This window comes from Nostoc sp. JL31 (assembly GCF_017114965.1).
Classification (GTDB): domain Bacteria; phylum Cyanobacteriota; class Cyanobacteriia; order Cyanobacteriales; family Nostocaceae; genus Nostoc; species Nostoc punctiforme_A.
Window position 1 is genome coordinate 18,679 of record NZ_JABXKO010000045.1, and the last position, 18,245, is coordinate 36,923.

General features: G+C 42.2%; 14 protein-coding genes and 1 pseudogene. 10 read left to right on the forward strand and 5 right to left on the reverse strand.

All coding sequences use genetic code 11. The features are described from left to right. Positions 1 to 100 precede the first annotated feature (100 nt). The 6 genes from HWQ43_RS10805 to HWQ43_RS10830 all read left to right on the forward strand — a co-directional run bounded on the left by HWQ43_RS10805 (position 101) and on the right by HWQ43_RS10830 (position 7,846). Positions 101 to 1,834, forward strand: coding sequence for a VgrG-related protein (locus HWQ43_RS10805; RefSeq protein WP_292732890.1), 1,734 nt, complete (start codon positions 101 to 103; stop codon positions 1,832 to 1,834). A gap of 78 nt (positions 1,835 to 1,912) precedes the next feature. After that, a complete protein-coding gene (locus HWQ43_RS10810) occupies positions 1,913 to 2,410 on the forward strand; it encodes a PAAR domain-containing protein (RefSeq protein ID WP_292732892.1) in 498 nt (165 codons plus the stop codon). Between the two features lie 450 nt (positions 2,411 to 2,860). Further along, positions 2,861 to 3,274, forward strand: a complete 414-nt coding sequence (locus HWQ43_RS10815; RefSeq protein ID WP_292732915.1) for a GPW/gp25 family protein — start codon at positions 2,861 to 2,863, stop codon at positions 3,272 to 3,274. Further along, entirely contained in the window at positions 3,271 to 5,469 is a 2,199-nt protein-coding gene (locus HWQ43_RS10820; RefSeq protein WP_292732894.1) for a putative baseplate assembly protein, read from the forward strand. The genes HWQ43_RS10815 and HWQ43_RS10820 overlap by 4 nt, the downstream gene beginning before the upstream one ends. Before the next feature lie 61 nt (positions 5,470 to 5,530). Continuing rightward, positions 5,531 to 6,562 (forward strand): phage tail protein, encoded by a 1,032-nt coding sequence (locus HWQ43_RS10825; RefSeq protein WP_292732896.1) that lies wholly within the window; start codon positions 5,531 to 5,533, stop codon positions 6,560 to 6,562. A gap of 84 nt (positions 6,563 to 6,646) precedes the next feature. Continuing rightward, the gene (locus HWQ43_RS10830; protein WP_292732897.1) at positions 6,647 to 7,846 is read left to right on the forward strand and encodes a DUF4159 domain-containing protein; all 1,200 of its coding nucleotides are present in this window, start codon (positions 6,647 to 6,649) and stop codon (positions 7,844 to 7,846) included. Between the two features lie 17 nt (positions 7,847 to 7,863). On the opposite strand, the gene HWQ43_RS10835 is transcribed toward HWQ43_RS10830, so the two are convergent. From HWQ43_RS10835 to serA, 3 genes are all read right to left on the reverse strand, one after another. Continuing rightward, complete coding sequence (locus HWQ43_RS10835) at positions 7,864 to 9,150, reverse strand: hypothetical protein (protein ID WP_292732898.1); 1,287 nt, start codon at positions 9,148 to 9,150, stop codon at positions 7,864 to 7,866. Positions 9,151 to 9,384: 234 nt separating this feature from the next. Then, positions 9,385 to 10,305 (reverse strand): 50S ribosomal protein L11 methyltransferase, encoded by a 921-nt coding sequence (prmA, locus tag HWQ43_RS10840; RefSeq protein ID WP_292732900.1) that lies wholly within the window; start codon positions 10,303 to 10,305, stop codon positions 9,385 to 9,387. Between the two features lie 140 nt (positions 10,306 to 10,445). Further along, positions 10,446 to 12,026: a phosphoglycerate dehydrogenase gene (serA, locus tag HWQ43_RS10845; protein WP_292732902.1), complete on the reverse strand. Its 1,581-nt coding sequence runs from the start codon at positions 12,024 to 12,026 to the stop codon at positions 10,446 to 10,448. An 885-nt stretch (positions 12,027 to 12,911) separates the two neighbouring features. On the opposite strand from serA, the gene HWQ43_RS10850 reads away from it, so the two are divergent. The 3 genes from HWQ43_RS10850 to HWQ43_RS10860 all read left to right on the forward strand — a co-directional run bounded on the left by HWQ43_RS10850 (position 12,912) and on the right by HWQ43_RS10860 (position 15,652). Next, a complete protein-coding gene (locus HWQ43_RS10850) occupies positions 12,912 to 13,109 on the forward strand; it encodes a hypothetical protein (RefSeq protein ID WP_292732904.1) in 198 nt (65 codons plus the stop codon). A 20-nt stretch (positions 13,110 to 13,129) separates the two neighbouring features. After that, positions 13,130 to 14,782, forward strand: a complete 1,653-nt coding sequence (locus tag HWQ43_RS10855) for a PRC-barrel domain-containing protein (protein ID WP_292732905.1) — start codon at positions 13,130 to 13,132, stop codon at positions 14,780 to 14,782. 171 nt (positions 14,783 to 14,953) lie between these two features. Continuing rightward, positions 14,954 to 15,652 carry a Uma2 family endonuclease gene (locus HWQ43_RS10860; RefSeq protein ID WP_292732907.1) on the forward strand — a complete coding sequence of 233 codons (699 nt, stop codon included), beginning with the start codon at positions 14,954 to 14,956 and terminating at the stop codon, positions 15,650 to 15,652. Positions 15,653 to 15,757: 105 nt separating this feature from the next. On the opposite strand, the gene HWQ43_RS10865 is transcribed toward HWQ43_RS10860, so the two are convergent. Together HWQ43_RS10865 and HWQ43_RS10870 are read right to left on the reverse strand one after the other, a co-directional pair. Next, complete coding sequence (locus HWQ43_RS10865; protein ID WP_292732909.1) at positions 15,758 to 16,612, reverse strand: HIT family protein; 855 nt, start codon at positions 16,610 to 16,612, stop codon at positions 15,758 to 15,760. Positions 16,613 to 16,760: 148 nt separating this feature from the next. After that, a complete protein-coding gene (locus HWQ43_RS10870) occupies positions 16,761 to 17,543 on the reverse strand; it encodes a Uma2 family endonuclease (RefSeq protein WP_292732911.1) in 783 nt (260 codons plus the stop codon). Positions 17,544 to 17,785: 242 nt separating this feature from the next. Between HWQ43_RS10870 and HWQ43_RS10875 the strand changes: the two are divergent. After that, positions 17,786 to 18,154, forward strand: a pseudogene (locus tag HWQ43_RS10875) (NTPase); the annotation flags it as partial. Positions 18,155 to 18,245 lie beyond the last annotated feature (91 nt).

Genomic DNA, 18,245 nt, shown 5'->3' on the forward strand with positions numbered 1-18,245 from the left:
TGTTGCAATCATTAATTGAATTGGTATAAAGTGACAAATTAGTATTTACATTGTCATTAAAGGCTGCTCTGAACATTTCATAAGTTATAAAGTAATAATTATGCCTCCTAAAAAAAGCCTTTATTTAAGCGAACCTAAAATACAGATAGACGGAAAACAGGCTTCTCCTGAATTAATGAAGGATTTGTTGCAAATCACAATCGAAGAAAGCCTTCATTTACCAGCAATGTTTACGCTAGTAATCCATAACAGCTATATTCCCGCATCTGACCGACCAGAAAACAAAGCTTGGCGACATGAGCAGTTGTTTAAAATTGGGAAAAAAGTAAAGTTAGGTTTTACTTCGAGTACTACTCTAGATAATAATTTTCAAGAGGAGGTAGGAGAATTTCTCATTGAAGGCGAAATTACAGCGATGGAAGTTCACTTCAATGAAAAATCTGAAGCTGATATTATTGTTCGCGGTTATGATATTTCTCATCGTCTGCATAGAGGTCGTTATAATCGCTCTTTTTTAAATAAAACTGATAGCGATATAGTCAAGCAAATAATTAAAGAAGTAGGTATAAAACTTGGCAATATAGAGGCAACTGGTGAAGTTCATAAGTATGTCTTTCAAGAAAATCAAACTAATATGGAGTTTTTGCGAGAAAGGGCTGCTCGCATTGGTTTTGAGTTATTTATTACAGAGGAAAAGCTAAATTTTTGCAAACCAAAAACTCAGGGAGCTTTATCACTAAAATGGCTAGTTGATATTAATAAATTTAGTACCCGTGTTACTAGTGCTGAACAGATAAGTTCTGTAGAAGTACGCGCCTGGGACTATACCCAGAAACAATTGATTAGTGGAACAGCCAAGAAAGAGAAGTCAATCACCGAGACAGGTAATCAGCTAGGAAGTAGTACTAGTAATGCATTTTCTAATCTTAAATCTCCCAAAATGATTGTTGTAGATAAACCTGTTGCCAGCAAAAAACAAGCAGAGACGATGGCTCAGGCTTTGTGTGATGAACTGGGAGGAGAATTTGTTTATGCAGATGCCAAAGCAGAAGGGAATCCTGAGATTCGTCCGGGACGGGTTATTAATCTTCAGGGTATGGGCGATCGCTATAGTGGTAAGTATTATGTTACAGAAACCCGCCATTTCTTCAGTCAGCGCGTTTATGAAACTTATTTCAGCGTGCGGGGACTACGTTCTGGTAGCTTATTCACAACTCTATCTCCAGAAAAACGTCTCCAGCCATCTGAGACTTTATTAGTAGGGATTGTGACTGATAACAAAGACCCACAGGCATGGGGTAGGGTGAAAGTCAAGTTTCCCACTCTCACAGAAGAACATACAAGTGACTGGGCAAGAGTTGTAGCTGTGGGAGCAGGCAAAAATAGAGGTTTTGACTGTTTACCAGAGGTAAACGATGAAGTTTTAGTAGGTTTTGAGCATGGCGATATCCACCGTCCTTATGTAATTGGCGGGGTATGGAATGGCAAGGATGCACCACCGGAAAAGGTAAGGGATTCAGTTACAAACGGTGTAAGATTACGCACCATTAAAACTCGTGTAGGTCATACTCTACAGTTTGTTGAAGAAGATAAAGGAACTAGTAAAAAAGGTATTCGCGTAGAAACTGAATACGGTCACAAAATATATCTTAATGACAGTCAAAGGTGTATAGAGATTGAAACCAAAGGCGGTCATAGAATCAAAATGGACGATATGGCTAAATCTGTTTCAGTGAAATCAACAGGTAATATGTCATTAGATGCTGCTGGAAATATAGACATCTCAGCCAACGGTACGATTACAGTCAAAGGTGCGTTGATTCGACTTAATTAATTCGTAATTCGTAATTCGTAATTCGTAATTTGTAATTTTCGGCGAAACAAGTAATAAAAAACACTATGGGAGGTTATCGTGGGTAGACCAGCAGCAAGAATTACTGACAATGTGGCGCACCCCTTACCCCCAGTTTTGACAGGAGGGCCGGGTAGTCCCAATGTCTTGATTGGGTCTTTACCTGCGTGGCGGGGTGTGCTTGCTGCCGCAGTACCAGGTTTGCAGTCCGCCAAAACATCTTCTGATGCAGCTATCAAAGCGGCTGAGGCTGCTACCCTAGCGGCGGCTGGTACACCAGGGGCACCTGCTGCCTTAGCTGCCGAACAAACTACAAAGACAACGGCAGCTTCTACTATGGGTAGTGCAATTACCGCCGCTGCTGCTGGTGCTGATATTCATAATTGCGCCACACCTTTACCCGTCCCTCCTCACGGCCCTGGGGTTGTGATTGACGGTAGTCAGACAGTGCTGATTAACAATCTGCCTGCCTCTCGCATGGGCGACACTATTATAGAAGCATTGGGGCCACCGAATAAAATTATCAAAGGTAATCCCACTGTTTTGATTGGCGGCTGATTGGAGAGGCAGGGCGCAGCGAAATACTGTGTCTGTGAGTATCAAAGACTCGTCCGCGAGTATTAAAGACTCATTCACGAGTATTAAAGACTCATTCACGAGTATTAAAGACTTGTCCGCGAGTATCAAAGACTCGTCCGCGAGTATTAAAGACTCATTCACGAGTATTAAAGACTCGTCCGCGAGTATTAAAGACTCATTCACGAGTATTAAAGACTCGTCCGCGAGTATCAAAGACTCATTCACGAGTATTAAAGACTCGTCCACGAATCTTACAGCGTTTTTCAAGTTAATAAATCAATCAGGGGTAGGAGCCAATACACTTAGGTTAAGTTTTTTTCTCTCCCCCTGCCTCCTGCCTCCTCAACCTCGACCTTTGGCGAATAGGCTTAAACCTTCTGTGCCGATATCTTTGAAGATATCCATGTAACAGCTGTCTAAGTGCCAGATATGGTTTATGGTCGCGATCGAGCCTATTTGGGAACAGGTTGGGCTTATCCACTGCATTTAAATGTACAAGGTGGGATACAACTTAGCCGTGAAGATCAAAAAGTTAAAGAATCTATTTGGATTATCCTCCGCACGGGTGTAGGTGAGCGGGTTTATCGTCCGACGTTTGGTTCGCGCTTGTCGGAACTGGCGTTTGCACCTTTAAATAGCGATACCCTACTGCGAATCCGCCTTTATGTCTTGGAAGCTTTAGAAGTTTGGGAACCACGCATTACTATCGATGAAGTTGTCACCGATCCCGACCCTGTGCGTGGCAGAGTGGACATCATCATTAATTATCGGCTCAAAGACGGCCCCGATATTTATAGCTTTGTTTATCCTTATTATTTGGTGTCAGCTGGGGAGGAATCGTGAACTTTGACTTTCTACCGAAATTACCTTCTTCCAATTTAGACGATCGCGCCTTTGATGATTTGGTGCAAGAATGTATCATGCGTATTCCTCGCTACTGTCCAGAATGGACTGACCACAACCTCAGCGACCCAGGAATTACGCTCATTGAGTTATTTGCTTGGTTAACTGACCAGATGTTGCTCAGATTCAACCAAGTACCCCGAAAAAATTATGTTGCTTTTTTAGAATTACTAGGTATTCGTCTCCAGCCTCCCGCCCCAGCCCGCACAGAATTAACTTTTTATTTAAGCGCTGCACTACCCGAAGCCTATACGATTCCCGCCGGATTAGAAGCTTCAACTATTCGCACTGAAACTACAGAAGCTATTACCTTCAGCACAGATTCTCCTCTAATTATCGGCAACCCCCGCATCCAACACTTCTTAACTGCCCAAACTACCGAAGATATTCCCCAATCTCTGCGCGAAAGAGTCACAACTTCCTGGACTCGTCAATCTAACGGTTACTGGACAGGTAATGAACAACCGATTTTTGAAGAGGAACCCCAACCTGGTAACTGCTTTTATTTAGCAATTAATTCTGATGATCCAATAGATGCTAATGTTTTAGAAATTATTTTCCAAGGGGCTGCTGCTACTCCTGCTGGGATTAACCCCAATCAACCACCCCGGAGATGGGAAGCTTGGGATGGGGAAAATTGGCAATCAGTTTTATTGCAAGAATCAGATGATAAAACTCGCGGCTTCAGTTTTTATGAAATCGCCCAGCAGGGTGAAAACCCCTCTCAAGGTGCAGAGGTACGTCTGCATTTACCTCAGATTTGGCCTGTGGCTAATTTTACCTCTTACCGAGGTCGCTGGTTGCGCTGTAGCTTTATTTCTACAGAAGCCAATGAATTTGGTTACAATCGTCCACCACGAATTATTGGTTTAGCAGTGCGTTCAATTGGCGGTACTGTTAGGGCTAGCCATAGTACGCTGATTCAAGATGAGCGATTGGGAATTAGTGATGGTACACCCGGTCAAAGTTTCCAGTTACAAACAGCACCAATTTTAGAACGCCGAGAAAATGAGTATATTTTAGTTACTCCCGCTGGTGGTTTGCCTCAAAAGTGGACTGAAGTGAGAGATTTTGCTGATTCTGGGCCGCATAACTTCCATTACACCATCGATTCGATCACTGGTACAATCCAGTTTGGGCCGCTGATTCGGGAACCGAGCCAACTTAAACAACAAACCCAGGTGCGAACGCGAATCCAGCAACCATCACTGGATGACACATCTGTACAAGTTCTGGAAAATAACCAGTCGGAACATCAATATGGGGCAATTCCTCCCCGTGGTGCAGAGATTAGGATGGTTAGTTATCGTACAGGCGGTGGTAGAGAAGGCAATGTTCAAACTGGAGCAATCCAGTTCTTGAAGTCTGCATATCCATATATTGCTAGTGTGGTCAATCGTGTACCAGCAATCAATGGAGCAGATGCTGAGTCACTGGAACAAGCTGTAATGAAGGCTCCCCGCATCCTCCGCACACGCGATCGCGCCGTCACTGCCGAAGATTTTGAAGTTTTAACACAACAGGCGGGTGCTGGTGCGATCGCCCGCGTCCGGTGTTTGCCAGCAAATTCTCGGAGACAAGCTGGTATAGTTAGTTTGCTGGTAGTTCCTTATGCAAACACAGATGCGATCGCCCAAGGCAATGGTATAGCACCAGAAGAATTTGCCCTGAGTAATGCCCTGCAAGAGCAAATTTTGAGTTACTTAGATGAAAGACGGTTATTAGGGGTACAAGTAGAGTTACAAGAACCGAATTATGTAGGCGTTTCGGTACAGACAGAAGTTGCTTTAGAGCCAGCATACAACAACCCTTTTGCCAGCGAAGAAATTCGTCGGAATTTGAGGCGATCGCTGTATAAATATTTAAATCCCTTAACTGGAGGAATCGACAGCAAAGGTTGGCCATTTGGGCGACCAGTTTATACATCAGATATTGTCGCATTACTGCAACAAACCCCAGGCGTGCGTCATTTAGGCCCCGTCTTGCTGTTTCCCATCCGCAAGCAAGGAGAGAATTGGCGACGACAACCATCCCCAGAACAATTGATCGATCCAGGATCAGAAGGTTTGATATGTTCCTGGGCTGATACAAATCTGCGTTCAAATCACGACATCCAAATAATTCGTAATTCCTAATTCGTCAGTAGTTATTCTCTCCCTTGCCCCCTGCCCCCTGCCTCTTTTTATCCCCAATCCTATGGTTCAAAGTCGCTCTAGTCCAGCTGTAAGCATTCAATTAACGCCAATGCAAATTCCCGAAGCTTTACCTGTGGCAGGTTTAGCATTTGCAAATGCAGAAAACATCGATGTCGCTGGACGTAGTTTGCTCTTGCATCCTGGACATCCCAGCGAGATGATTGTGCAAGTGCAAAACTTAGAACAACGTCCTTTGCGGGTGAGCTTAAGCGTTGAAGGAAACTTTCCATCTCAGTGGTGTCAGATTGGTACAGAAGGCACTGAAATACCGCCTCGCGGACAAATGGATGCTGTTCTCTACTTCTCAATTCCCGACACATTTTTTGAAGACCAAGAAGCAATTTACCCTGGAAAAAAAGACAAACTAACACTTAATTTTCGTAGCCTAATTACTCTACACATAGACCCAGGCACTGACAAGGAACAAATCGAGAGAAGCGAGTATTTCGATTTATACATCCGTCCTTATACTGCCTACATGGAATTCTTGCCAATTTTGTATCGGGAGGTGGACTTTATTGGTCGCTTCATGAAGATATTTGAGCAAGCTTTTCAACCAATAGTTGATAGTTATAACGTCATGTGGGCAAACCTCGATCCCTTGACAGCACCGCAAGCACTACTACCCTTTATGGCTCATTGGGTTGCTTGGCAGGTGGATTCTGTTTGGGATCTCCAGCAACAACGGCGTTTAATTCGCCGAGCCGTAGAACTTTATCGCTGGCGAGGAACTCGTAAAGGATTGCGTCTCTACTTGCATCTTTATACTGGTTTACCGCTAGACGAACATTTACCTAATGAAGCTGATAAACATATTAGTATTACCGAACCTTTTGGACCAAGTTTCATTATAGGAGATGCACAATTAGGAAATGCAGTTTTAGCAGGTGGACAACCATATCATTTTATAGTGCGTTTGCGTTCAAATATTTCTAGTGGCGTTATCAACGAAGAACTTATTCAAAGAATCATAGAGCAAGAAAAACCTGCTTTTTGCACCTATGAATTATCTATCGAAAATCCCTCTAATTAAATAATTCGTAGTTCGTAATTCGTAATTCGTAGTTAAGTAAAATTAAACAGACTTTTAATCCAAAATCTAAAATCCAAAATTGCTATGTCTCATCCTTTCCCACCACCACCAATTAAATCCTTTGAACGCTTGCAAGCCGCAGACGGCTTACTAATTAATGCGGAACGTTGGCGCACAGCCCATGAATATCACCGTAATCGGCAAAATGCTCAATATCAAAGTTTAAATCAACCAGGAATTGTCTGCGGTTTAGGCGTGCGAGATGTGACTGCCCCAAGGCAAGTTGAAGCTAGATATCGAGATGGACGTTGGGTACAAATTCAACCTGGGATTGCAATTGATTTAGCAGGTAATCTAATTGTTGTACCGACTTCTTATGACTTTCCCATCGATCTAGAAGTAGTAAGTTCTGAGCCACTCATGATCTACTTAGTAGTTAGCTATGTAGACCCCGATGAATTGCGGCGCGGACAGCAAAGAGATGTTGTTCAAGAGACTTATCGAATTGACCAAATAAACTCTACACCAGCCAGTTCAGAAATAGAAATATGTCGAATACTCCTACAACCAGGACATACTGACATTACCCAACCTGCGGATGCTTTTTTCCCTGGATATAATAATATTGATTTGCGTTATCGTCGTCAGGCACAAATGCGTCCTCAAGCACTTGTATGTATGGCACAGGCGACTCATAGCGATCCAGAATGTGCGCGTAATTTTTTCAGCCTTTCATATTTGTTACAAGCAGTAGAACCCCTATACCCAAGTTTGCGAGGGGCTGATGAACCAGGTCAGGTTTCTTTAGCAGAAAACATCCAAGACTATGACATCCTTTATCTCACAGGTGGACAAGCAATTTCTTTAAATAGTCTTGAATTTGAATCTCTCAGAAATTACTTAAATTTAGGTGGTGTACTTTTTGTTGATGCGCCAACAAATGCTAATCCTCTGATTGAAAGTACTCAAGCTTTGGCACAACAGTTAGAGAGTCCTTTAAGACCTTTAGAAGAATTGCAACGGAGTCATCCTTTAAGGACAAAACCTTTCTTATTTGCTGCCTTGCCAATGGTTAATCAACAGCAGATAAAACTGTTAATTGGTGGAGGAATTATTTTAGCAATTGGAGATTTAGCAACTGCCTGGGGACTGGATAGAGATTTGAGTTTACCCAGATTGACCATTCGGACAGCTCAGGAATTAGGGATTAATATTCTTCACTATGCTTGGAAGCGGCGACAGTTAATTGGGTTGCAACAGGAAGATAATTCAGGGCAGTGGTGAAAGCCAAGTTAGTAAGATTATTGAGTTTGGTTGTTTGCGATCGCAGTATTATTTTTGTCGTGTTCAAGTTCTCTCATTAGAGAATCAAAACCACTGGTATTGTTTCCACTTTGGGCAAATAAAGACCGAATTTTATTGATGATCGCACTCATGCTATTGGAGAAAAACCGACCGAGATTATTAACAAAGTTTTTCAGTTTTTCAAATATCGAAACCTCGACAGTGGAGTATTTATTGACAATTGGATATACAATTTTTCCTTTTTCTGTTTGATAGTATTCTTGTTCAGGCATCAACATTGATGTGAGTGGTTGCACCTGTTTTGCCATATCAGCTTCGGTTCGTTTATTGCTGAGGAATAAAACATCATAAATTTTTCCATTCCAGCTAGCCCAATAATGGTTTTGGAAAAACCATCGTTTCCCGTCATCACAATTAGGCTTTTTACCTTGATATGGGGTAGCTCCAGCTTCACTCAAAAAAGGTTTAGCGAGACTTTCAATTGTTATTTTTTCTATGCCAAAATATTCTTCTGCAACTTTTTTAAAAGCACGAGCTAATGTCTGACAATCTCCTTCTGGAGAGCCTTTTAATAGAGTTTCTGGACTCTTACTCACCATTGTGTATTGAAATTGGATATTTACAAAGTTTTTGAAAAGCTGTTCCAGTATTTTATCTTGTGGCAATGTGTCATCTATACCATTGACTAGTGTTTTGGCTAGCGAATATTCTTGTAAAAATTTTTGTTTTTTATCTGCTGAGTTATTTACTGCTAATATTTCTTTAGACTTTGCTTGTTCGTTCTGATTAGCTGGTATCGTCTGCTGTGCGTCCTGGTTTTGCAGAGGAGATCGATTAATTTGGTTGACTACAGAAGTAGCGACTCTATCCGCCTCTTGCTCATATCGATCTTCTGATTGACCAATAGTCAGTTTTGGCTGTATTTCTCCTATTGACAAGCTATCAGCACGTTTTATCGCCATTTTGCTCAGGTTATGACCAAACTGCGAAGAGTGTTCCTTCCCTTGCTGCAAAGACTCATTCATCTTTGTTTGCAATACAGTGAGTCGCTCTTGTCCCTCTGGGGTGATCGTGCCATGCTTAACTTGTATTTGGAGTTTCGTTGCCTCAAACTGATATTGTTGAAATTTCTGATTTTCTACCTTTGCCTGTACTATAGGCTTGTTGGAGCCAAGTTGAGAGTGAGTATTTAATAAATGCGTAGGCGTAGCCCGTCGTAGACATTGCTCTGACGAATAAGCGGATGAGTCAGCTTTTTTGTGGATTTGTAGCCGTTCTTTCATCGCTAGTTTCAAAAGTCAATAGTGGCTAATTTATATATTATACCAATTTAAAAAAAGAATGCGACAGATACATACTCCCAAACCTTTGTTCTGTCTGGCTTTCTGAATTTTGAATTTTGAATTTTGAATTTTGAATTGATATTATGTCACTTACTTAAAGATCCCTGGCTTATTTGAGAAGTTGGGGATCTAATTGTTTACGAATAATTTAGGATGACGATAATTTCTACCGAATTAAGAACGCCGTACATTTAAGCAACACCATTCTTTGCGTTTCCACAGGGTAGCGACAACCCAGCCATTTTCTTCTAAAGCGTCAGCAACAGCTTTAGATTGTTCTAGTAAAATACCACTGAAGATTGCCCAAGTTTCAGGTTTAGCGATCGCACTCATTTCTGGAAGCAATTCAATAATGACATGAGCCAAAATATTGCAGACGATACCATCCACCGGACTTGCAATTAATTTTGTCAAAACGTCTACACTTCCCAATGCTGGTAGTAAACGTTCTGGACTAATGTCGTTCAGCGCACCATTACTGATAGTTGATTGCACCGCCAAAGGGTCATTATCTACTGCATAGACTTTCTCTGCACCCAGTAGCAGCGCCCCAATGGAAAGGATACCAGAACCACAGCCAATATCCGCAATTACTAGATGTTCATGTTTACCACTACTACCTACAAACGACTGAGGAACACCACTTAGCCGCATTTCCAGGGATTCCAAACATAGCTGAGTAGTGGCATGGTTGCCAGTGCCAAATGCTACACCAGGATCGAGGCGAATTACTAACCGTTCCGTTGTTTCTGGTAATGGTAGCCAAGCGGGATTAATTAAGAAGCGATCGCCTATTTCTTGCGGATGCCAATATTGTTTCCAGCTAGTCGCCCAATCTTCCTCATCAATTAACTGCCATTGCAAAGAAGGAGATAAAATTCCTACACAGAGGGCATCTTGACGCAGCCATAGCGACAGCGCTGCCAAATCTAGTAGCTGCGTTTGAATTGTCGGCAGATAAGCCTTGACTAAAGATGAGTTTCCTTTATTTTCACTAGCTGTCCCACGACAGCCAAAATCTTCCAGTCGCCAAAAGATCGATTCTTCTAGGTCTGGCTCACATAAAATCTGTATTTCCCACCAGGTGTTTGCCATCTTTGAGTGCTGAGTGGTGAGTGCTGAGTGGTGAGTGGTGAGTGCTGAGTGCTGAGTTTGAGGGAGTTAGGAGTTAGGAGTTTTTAACTTTTAACTCCTAACTATTCACTCCTAACTTTTCTTGACTCAGTACTCAGCACTCATAGTGTTACTGTATACGCGTCCCGAATACCAGAGACTTTTATAATCTCATCCAAAATGCCCTCTGGTAAAGGGTCATCTATACTCAGAGCCATTACCGCATCACCACGGACGATTTTACGACCTACTTGCATACTGGCAATATTCACATTAAAACTGCCGAGTAGGGAACCAAGTTTGCCGATAATCCCTGGCATATCGCGGTGCAGGGTAAACAACATATATTTGCTGGGTGGGACGTTAATCGGGAAACCATCAACGTCGGTGAGATGGATTTCCCGCTCACCCAACAAAGCACCTGTGACAGAATGAGTACCTAAAGTACCCGTGGCTTCTAGATGCAATGTGCCGGCATAATCTCGAATGGAAGCATCGCGGGTTTCAATTACCCGAATGCCGCGTTCTTTGGCTTCTATGCTCGCATTTACGTAATTTACTCGTTCCCGCAAAGCTTGGTAAAGTAATCCTTTAAGGGCAGCGACGATCAAAGGCTGACTTTTGTTGGTCGCGAGTTCCCCTTGCAGTCGAATATTGAGTACTTCTACCCTTCCACCAGCTAGTTGTCCCACTAGATTACCTAGAGTTTCTGCTAGTTGCATATAGGGTTTGAGTTCTTCTAACACGTCGGGGCCGAGTCCGGGAATGTTGACAGCTGAACGTGCTGGTAGTCCTAAAAGGACATCGCGAATTTGTTCGGCAACATCAATGGCCACATTCACTTGAGCTTCCGTGGTAGAGGCTCCCAAGTGGGGAGTGAGGATGATTTCTTTACCTAGCGATCGCAATTCAGATTCACCCAGTGGTTCTGACTCGAATACATCCAAGGCTGCACCACCGATTTTACCCGCTTTCAGAGCTGCTGCTAAAGCTACTTCATCAATGATTCCACCACGAGCGCAGTTGATAATCCGAGCTGTGGGTTTCATCTTTGCCAAGGTTGTGGCATTGATTAAGTGGGTAGTTTCTGGGGTTTTCGGGATGTGAAGGGTGATATAGTCTGCTTGCTGGAAGAGTAAATCCAGCTCTACTAACTGACAGCCAATTTGTTCGGCTCGTTCTGTAGAAATAAATGGGTCATAAGCTAGGAGTTTCATCCCCATTGTCCTAGCTACAGCGGCAACATGGGAGCCGATTTTACCCAAACCGACAACGCCGAGAGTTTTTTTGTAGACTTCCGCACCAACAAAACTATTGCGATCCCAAGCACCGCGTTTCACCGAAGCATTAGCATCGGGGATGTGACGAGACAAAGCCAAAATCATCGCTAGCGCGTGTTCAGCGGCAGCAATTGTATTTCCCTCTGGAGAATTAACTACTACAATTCCTCGGCGTGTGGCAGCGGGAACATCCACATTATCCACACCCACACCAGCACGACCAATGATTTTTAGCTGGGTGCCAGCTTCAATGATTTCTTGAGTGACGCGCGTACCAGAGCGAATCATTAGCGCGTCATACTCACCAATAATTGCGATCAGTTCCGCTGGTTTTAGACCTAGTTTGACATCAACGGTAGCAACTTGCGAAAGAATGTCAATTCCAGCTTGGTCAATCGAATCAGAGACAAGAACCTTAGACATGATTACTTCATTTAAAGCTACAGGTTTTGCTGCACAAGACTTTTTAGTTTAGTCTTTATCTGTCGCAATTCAGCAAAAATTATTCGTTTGAATATCGACTTAACCTTAACTTACACTATCTGGTGGTGGTATCAAAGCATGAGTTGCTTCTGGTGGATACTGCCTCCTAAGTATTTGAAGGTGAGTGGCTATTTGCATCATCCTGTCGCTAAATATAAAGCATGAATAGCACTAAGCACCGATATATTTATTAATAGTTAAGAGTTACCAAAATTTTATCGGCTGAAGCAACTTTCTGAGTGGGGTAAAAATGCCTGTATTCTTGACTGGGCTGCAACTTTAGATCGGGCAATGCTATAGACAACCACGAAACGAGCGAGTAACTATTATATCTATCAAATCTTGGCTATTTCTAAATACCACAAGTGGTATCCCTTAGTCAAAGCAAGATATTGCAACTTTTATCCCAAATAAGCGTTTAAATTCACCAACTGTTCAGCTTTTGATTTGTCCGTATCGCATATTACCAGAGTCAGCTTTATGGTAAAACCCCTATCCTACCATAAAATATTTGTGCAAGAGTCTAAGGAAGTCGTGAAAGCTTTCTGGGAAGTTTGATGTTCTCTTGAAAATGAATAAAGCTCAATTAACTAAAATCATCTTTTAAATCATTCAATAATATTGAAGCTAAAACTAAAAATATTTACTTCCAAAAGCTTGAAGGCAAACAGGCTCATATCTATCTTTAGAAATAGTAATTCTGACTTTTTTATTCCTAAAGATTAAGCTTAATCAAGGCAGATTGCAGATAAAAATATGTCAATAATCTTGTATGATTTTTTCAGTAAGGTTAGCCCTAAAAAATAACAACAAATAAAATAACAAATGCCTAGACTAGTAGGACAACGCTCTAATACTGGAGCAAATATCACCAGCTTAATCATTCTGCTCGCCATATTTGGGGCACTTTCCGAATACTTTGGTGTGATTGATATAGTTCCCGGCTTTGGACGAGAGGGACGATATTTTCAGCTGAAGTTTCAGGCAACTAACGAACAAGTGATTGAACAACAAAATCAATAAAAATACCAGGAATATATATAATGCTTAAAGGTAGTGATGTTATCGATAAAGTGGTCGTCACCTACGACACAGGTAAAAAAATTGTCCGAATTATAGATTTAATTTTTGATCGGGAACGCAATCAACTTTTGGGTTTTCTCGTTGCAGAGAAGGGACTGTTTCGAGACGCAAAAGTGATTCCTCTACAAGAGGTACAAGCGATCGGGTCAGATGCGATCGTAGTTAACTCGAAAGAATCTGTTGTGAAGGCACATCGTGTCCCTGTAATTAAAGAGATTCTGCACCAGAATATCGTGCTGAGAAAAAAGAGAATTCTGACTACAGAGGGACTCGACCTCGGTGGATTGGTCGATTTGTTCTTTGATGAGCATAGTGGACTGGTGGAAGGATACGAAGTTTCTGGCGGTGTATTTGCAGATGCTTATTCGGGGCGATCGTTCGTTCCTGCTAGCGAAACACTGAAAATTGGTGATGATGTTGCTTTTGTACCTCCAGAAACTGCTCAACTGATGGAAGAACAGGTTGGTGGTATCCGAGGAGCCGTTCAGGCAACTGGAGATAGATTGCAGGACTCAGCCCAGACTACCAACCGCAGACTGCAAACAGCAGCTCAAACTGTGAATGAGCAACTGCAAAGCTCGGTAGAGAAAGTGAACCGCGGGCTACAGTCAGCAAGTCAGAATGCAGGCGAGCAATTGCAAGCCGCAACTGATGCTACTGGCAGCAAACTACAAGACTTCAATCGAGATGCAACTGCCTCTTTAACAAACAATTTAGTTGATCCTGCCGAACAAAAGGTATATGTGATTGGCAAGTGTCTCGAACGGGATGTGCTGACTCCAGATGGGAATGTACTGCTACTAAAGGGTCAAGAAGTCACCCTAGTCAATGCAGAAGCGGCCGATCGCCTGGGTATCCTTGATGAACTCTATCGAGCCACGGGTGGCAGTCTGACTGCCAACATCAGCCGCAATTTACAAGCAGCAACAGAATCTGTTGGCAATCGAATTGGCAGCGTAACTCAGAGCAGCGCCGCTAGTCTGCGTCACTCAGTTGATTACTTGGCAGCAAATGTAAATGTGGCGATCCAGCAGGCAAGAGGGCGCAGAGTCTTGCGAACAGTGCGTACTGACGATGGCTTAATTATTGCGGCATCTGGGCAGATTGTGACAGAATCCCTTCTCGAGCGCGCTCAGACTTACGCTAAAGAAGCAGAATTGCTGAACGCTGTCGGTCTGATGGCAACCGCAGTCCGTTCTACTGCGAGTGACAGATGGTTAGAAAACAAAGTTCAACTGGGCGATCGAGCAAGCATCGCTCAAGAGAATCTCAACACTTTCTGGCAAGCCTTGAAAGCGAAGGCAGAAAAGTTACAAGGACGCAGCAGACAGGCAATGAAAAATCAACGGATTGAACAAGCATTGGGTCGTCCAGTTACCCGTGTTATTCTTGACCCAGAAGACAACGTGATATTGAATGTAGGTGAATTGATTACACATCGCGCCGTCAGTCAAGCTGAAAAAAGTGGAGTTCTGAATATCTTACTAAGTTCGGTTTATAGCAAGGAGCCACAAATCTCTGACAAGGAGTTACGTGCTTCAGAACATGGAACGGCAGCCTTAGTACATCATGGTAATGGGCGATCGCAACTTGAATCTAAATCGATCTTGTGACTTTGGCCATAAAATAACCAAAAAGGTCAAGATGGTTATTTATCGTGTGCGAGCAACTTAGGTAGAACAAAAATATGCGCTAACGACTGATTCCTGCGAAGACATTGCTAGCCCAGAAATCGCTATAATTCTGGTGAGCCAAATATCCTTTGAGTTTTGGGGAAACCAGCCATGTTAGAGTACAACTTGCCAAGGTACTTGCCCTCAGCCGAGGAACTACCAGACTCTGATGAAACGCCTGTGGATAATGAACTGCAAGAATTAATACCAGGCTTGCTGAAGGCGATCCTACTCATACTCTGGGCAGAACGCATGGACTGGTTGTTTGGCATAGATATGGGTATTTATTATCACCCAGATAAACCGCCAATTGTGCCAGATGGGTTTTTGAGCTTAGGGATAGAGCGGTTTTATGATGAGGAACTGCGTCCCAGTTATGTGCTGTGGGATGAAAATGTTGTACCGATTTTCGTGCTAGAAGTAGTTTCCCAAAATTATCGCAAGGAATACACTACTAAGTTGGATGAATACGAGGCTTTGGGTGTACTTTATTACGTAATTTATTCCTCTCGTCGCCGCCGCAAACCGCATCTGGAAGTACATAAGTTAGTTAATGGTAAGTATGAATTGCAAGAGGGAAACCCCGTTTGGCTACCAGAGATTGGCTTAGGAATTGGTTGCGAAAGGGGAAATTATTGCGGTGTAACGCGGGAATGGATGTATTGGTATGATGAGCAAGGACAACGATATCTCACGCCCGCAGAACAAGTAAAACAAGAGATACAACGCGCTCAACAAGCAGAACAACGGGTGCAACAATTGACAGAACAATTAAGAGCGTTGGGAATAGATCCAGATAATCTGGGTTAACTGGAATATTTTGCAATATTTTCAACAAGACTGAAAAATTAGATTTTTCAGATTTATATATTTGCTATAAATGCGGGTTTGCGACTGGAAGCTTTCAATAAAAAACTATTGCTTTTTAGAAATAACGTTCCTGATTCCACTTTTACTGCCAACAGTATCACCTTTGTAACGAGGGATGATATGAATACTGGTGTGCATAATATTTTGACCGGCGGCTCGATTGATATTGATTCCTACATTAAAGCCATCAGGCTCAAATTCTGTTTTGATAATTTCTTGTACTTTGTTTACCATAAACCAGCAATCAGATTGCTCGTTAAATGGTAGTTCAAAATAACTGCTAACATGACGTTTAGGAATAACCAAAACATGTCCTTTACTTATTGGATAGCCATCAAAAATAGCATAAGAAGTTGCTGATTCAGTTAATAATTTTAGCTTTCTAGGGGGATTACAAAATATACAATAATTAGATGAATTTCGCTGAAAATTATAGTGAACATACTCATATAATTCACGATGTTCATCTAAACAAACTGAAGTATAGGGAAGTTTGGCAATACACTGGTAGGTAGGTTTTTTGTGTATATAATGCTCTCGAAAACCTTCTTTTTTTATATCCCTTCTTACAGCATAATAAGCTTTACCTCCAGGTTTTAATAAATGTGATACTTCCATAAGAACATTATTTTGTTCTTCAGTAAATAAAACATTTAAAACGTAAAAGCAAATTATTGTATCGAATTTAGTATCAGGATATTCTGGAAAATAATAAGGGTCATAGCCTGTAATATCACAACCTTTTTCGCGCAATATTTTAACATCATTACCAAAGCCACAGCCAAAGTCTAATATTTTGCCTTGTAGAAGGTTTTGATTTAATAAAAACTGTGCCGGAAATGATAGATAATTTCTTTCGATCGCAGTCAGATGGCTGAACTGATTTTTTTGCTGTTTCATGGAATGAATTTTGGTGCTGATGTCCCAAAATTATTATTCCCAGCATCCCTTGAGTTTATGCGATGTCTACGATGGTCACTGAGCCAAGTCGTACCCCTCCGGGGAAGCAAGCTACGCGGAGCGTCTCGTAGAGAAGTGCGGGCTACGCCTACGTATCAGGGTCAACACCTAGCTCACGTAATTTAGCTGCTAATATATCAGCTCGTTGCCGTTCCTGTTCAGCGCGTTGGCTTTCCTGTTCAGCACGTTGGCGTTCTTGTTCAGCACGTTGGCGTTCTTGTTGGGCTTGTTCGCTGCTCCACAACAGCAAATTTCCTTCTGTATCCCACCAGCGCAGCCAATTCATAGTTTGACATAATCTTTCACCTTGCCAAATTCCGAGAAATAACTCTAACTCAGGAATCCAAAAGCGTCCATTAGCGTCTGCTTGCTGCAAATTATATTGCCCATTTTGCAAGCATCGTAGTTCTATGCTTGGTTCGTAAGGGTCATAGGTTACGTAGGTTGGAACTTGGAGAATCTTTTCGTAATAATAGAGTTTACCGTAGGGTGGAGTTGAACGGACTGATAATTCTCCCCCTTCTGTATCTGAGAGAAATTCCATGACTACAGCCACACCAGCGCCTTCTAAATTTGGGGTATAGCTGCGACGCACTACATTTGTTCCCACAGACTGCACTTGAGGGACATAAAACCAGTCTGGGGCTTTGACAACGATTTTTTTGTTGACTGTGGCTACAAGTCCAAAATTAGAGCCAATCAGCATCTGGGGTTGGATGCGTGCTGTGCTTCCCAAAGCATCGGTAAGCGCAGCAGCGATCGCAGGTTGTTGAATATTTTCCACTGGATCATCTGGTAAAATGAAGTCGGCTGGAAGTGCTTCCCAAGTAACAATTGGTTCTTTTTGGATGGGGTTAACTTGTAGAACCATAAAATTATTCCTAATATCCATGCACAGTATATTAGTTATTTTTAACAAATCTTCAGGGCGCACATCTGTGCGATCGCAGCATATAAATTAGATAATCTTAAGTTTTGGATGAATAGACTCGCACTGCCTAAAAACCCAGAAATCTAGAAAGATTTCTCAGACTGGTGTATATACTCGTAGTTAAGCACTTAGCAGGCGTGAGTATTATGCTGGAATGGTTTATTGGCTGGATAGCAAACAATGCCTTTCTGCATCGGAAATTTTTAGAATATTTTTGTGCTTGGGAGTTTGTCTGGCAGTTTGAGAAGGAAGGCAGTATTTCAATTGAGGATCTCAAAACTGAAGTTTTTGGCAAACACTGGCAAGATGAAACTTGGCATGAGGTATTGCGGCTAATTGCGGGAATGATTGATGCGAAATTTGTTGGTGAAATTCTTAATTACTTGATGGTGCAAGATGGCGAAGAGGAAAAATTTATCAACTTGTTTTTAGCGGCTAAGTGTCTTGCAGAAGTGAGAAATCGGTCGGTAATTGCGTCAGTGGCTAATAAATTATTTGGCAAGGTAAAAGACTTAACCAAATATGACCTCTGGTATTATTACACCTATGACAATGCACAAGAAACTTAGAACCTATCCCACTAATACCGAAATATGGTAATCTACTTCTCGTATGAGAGGGGTGTATCTGTGTATGGCTGGG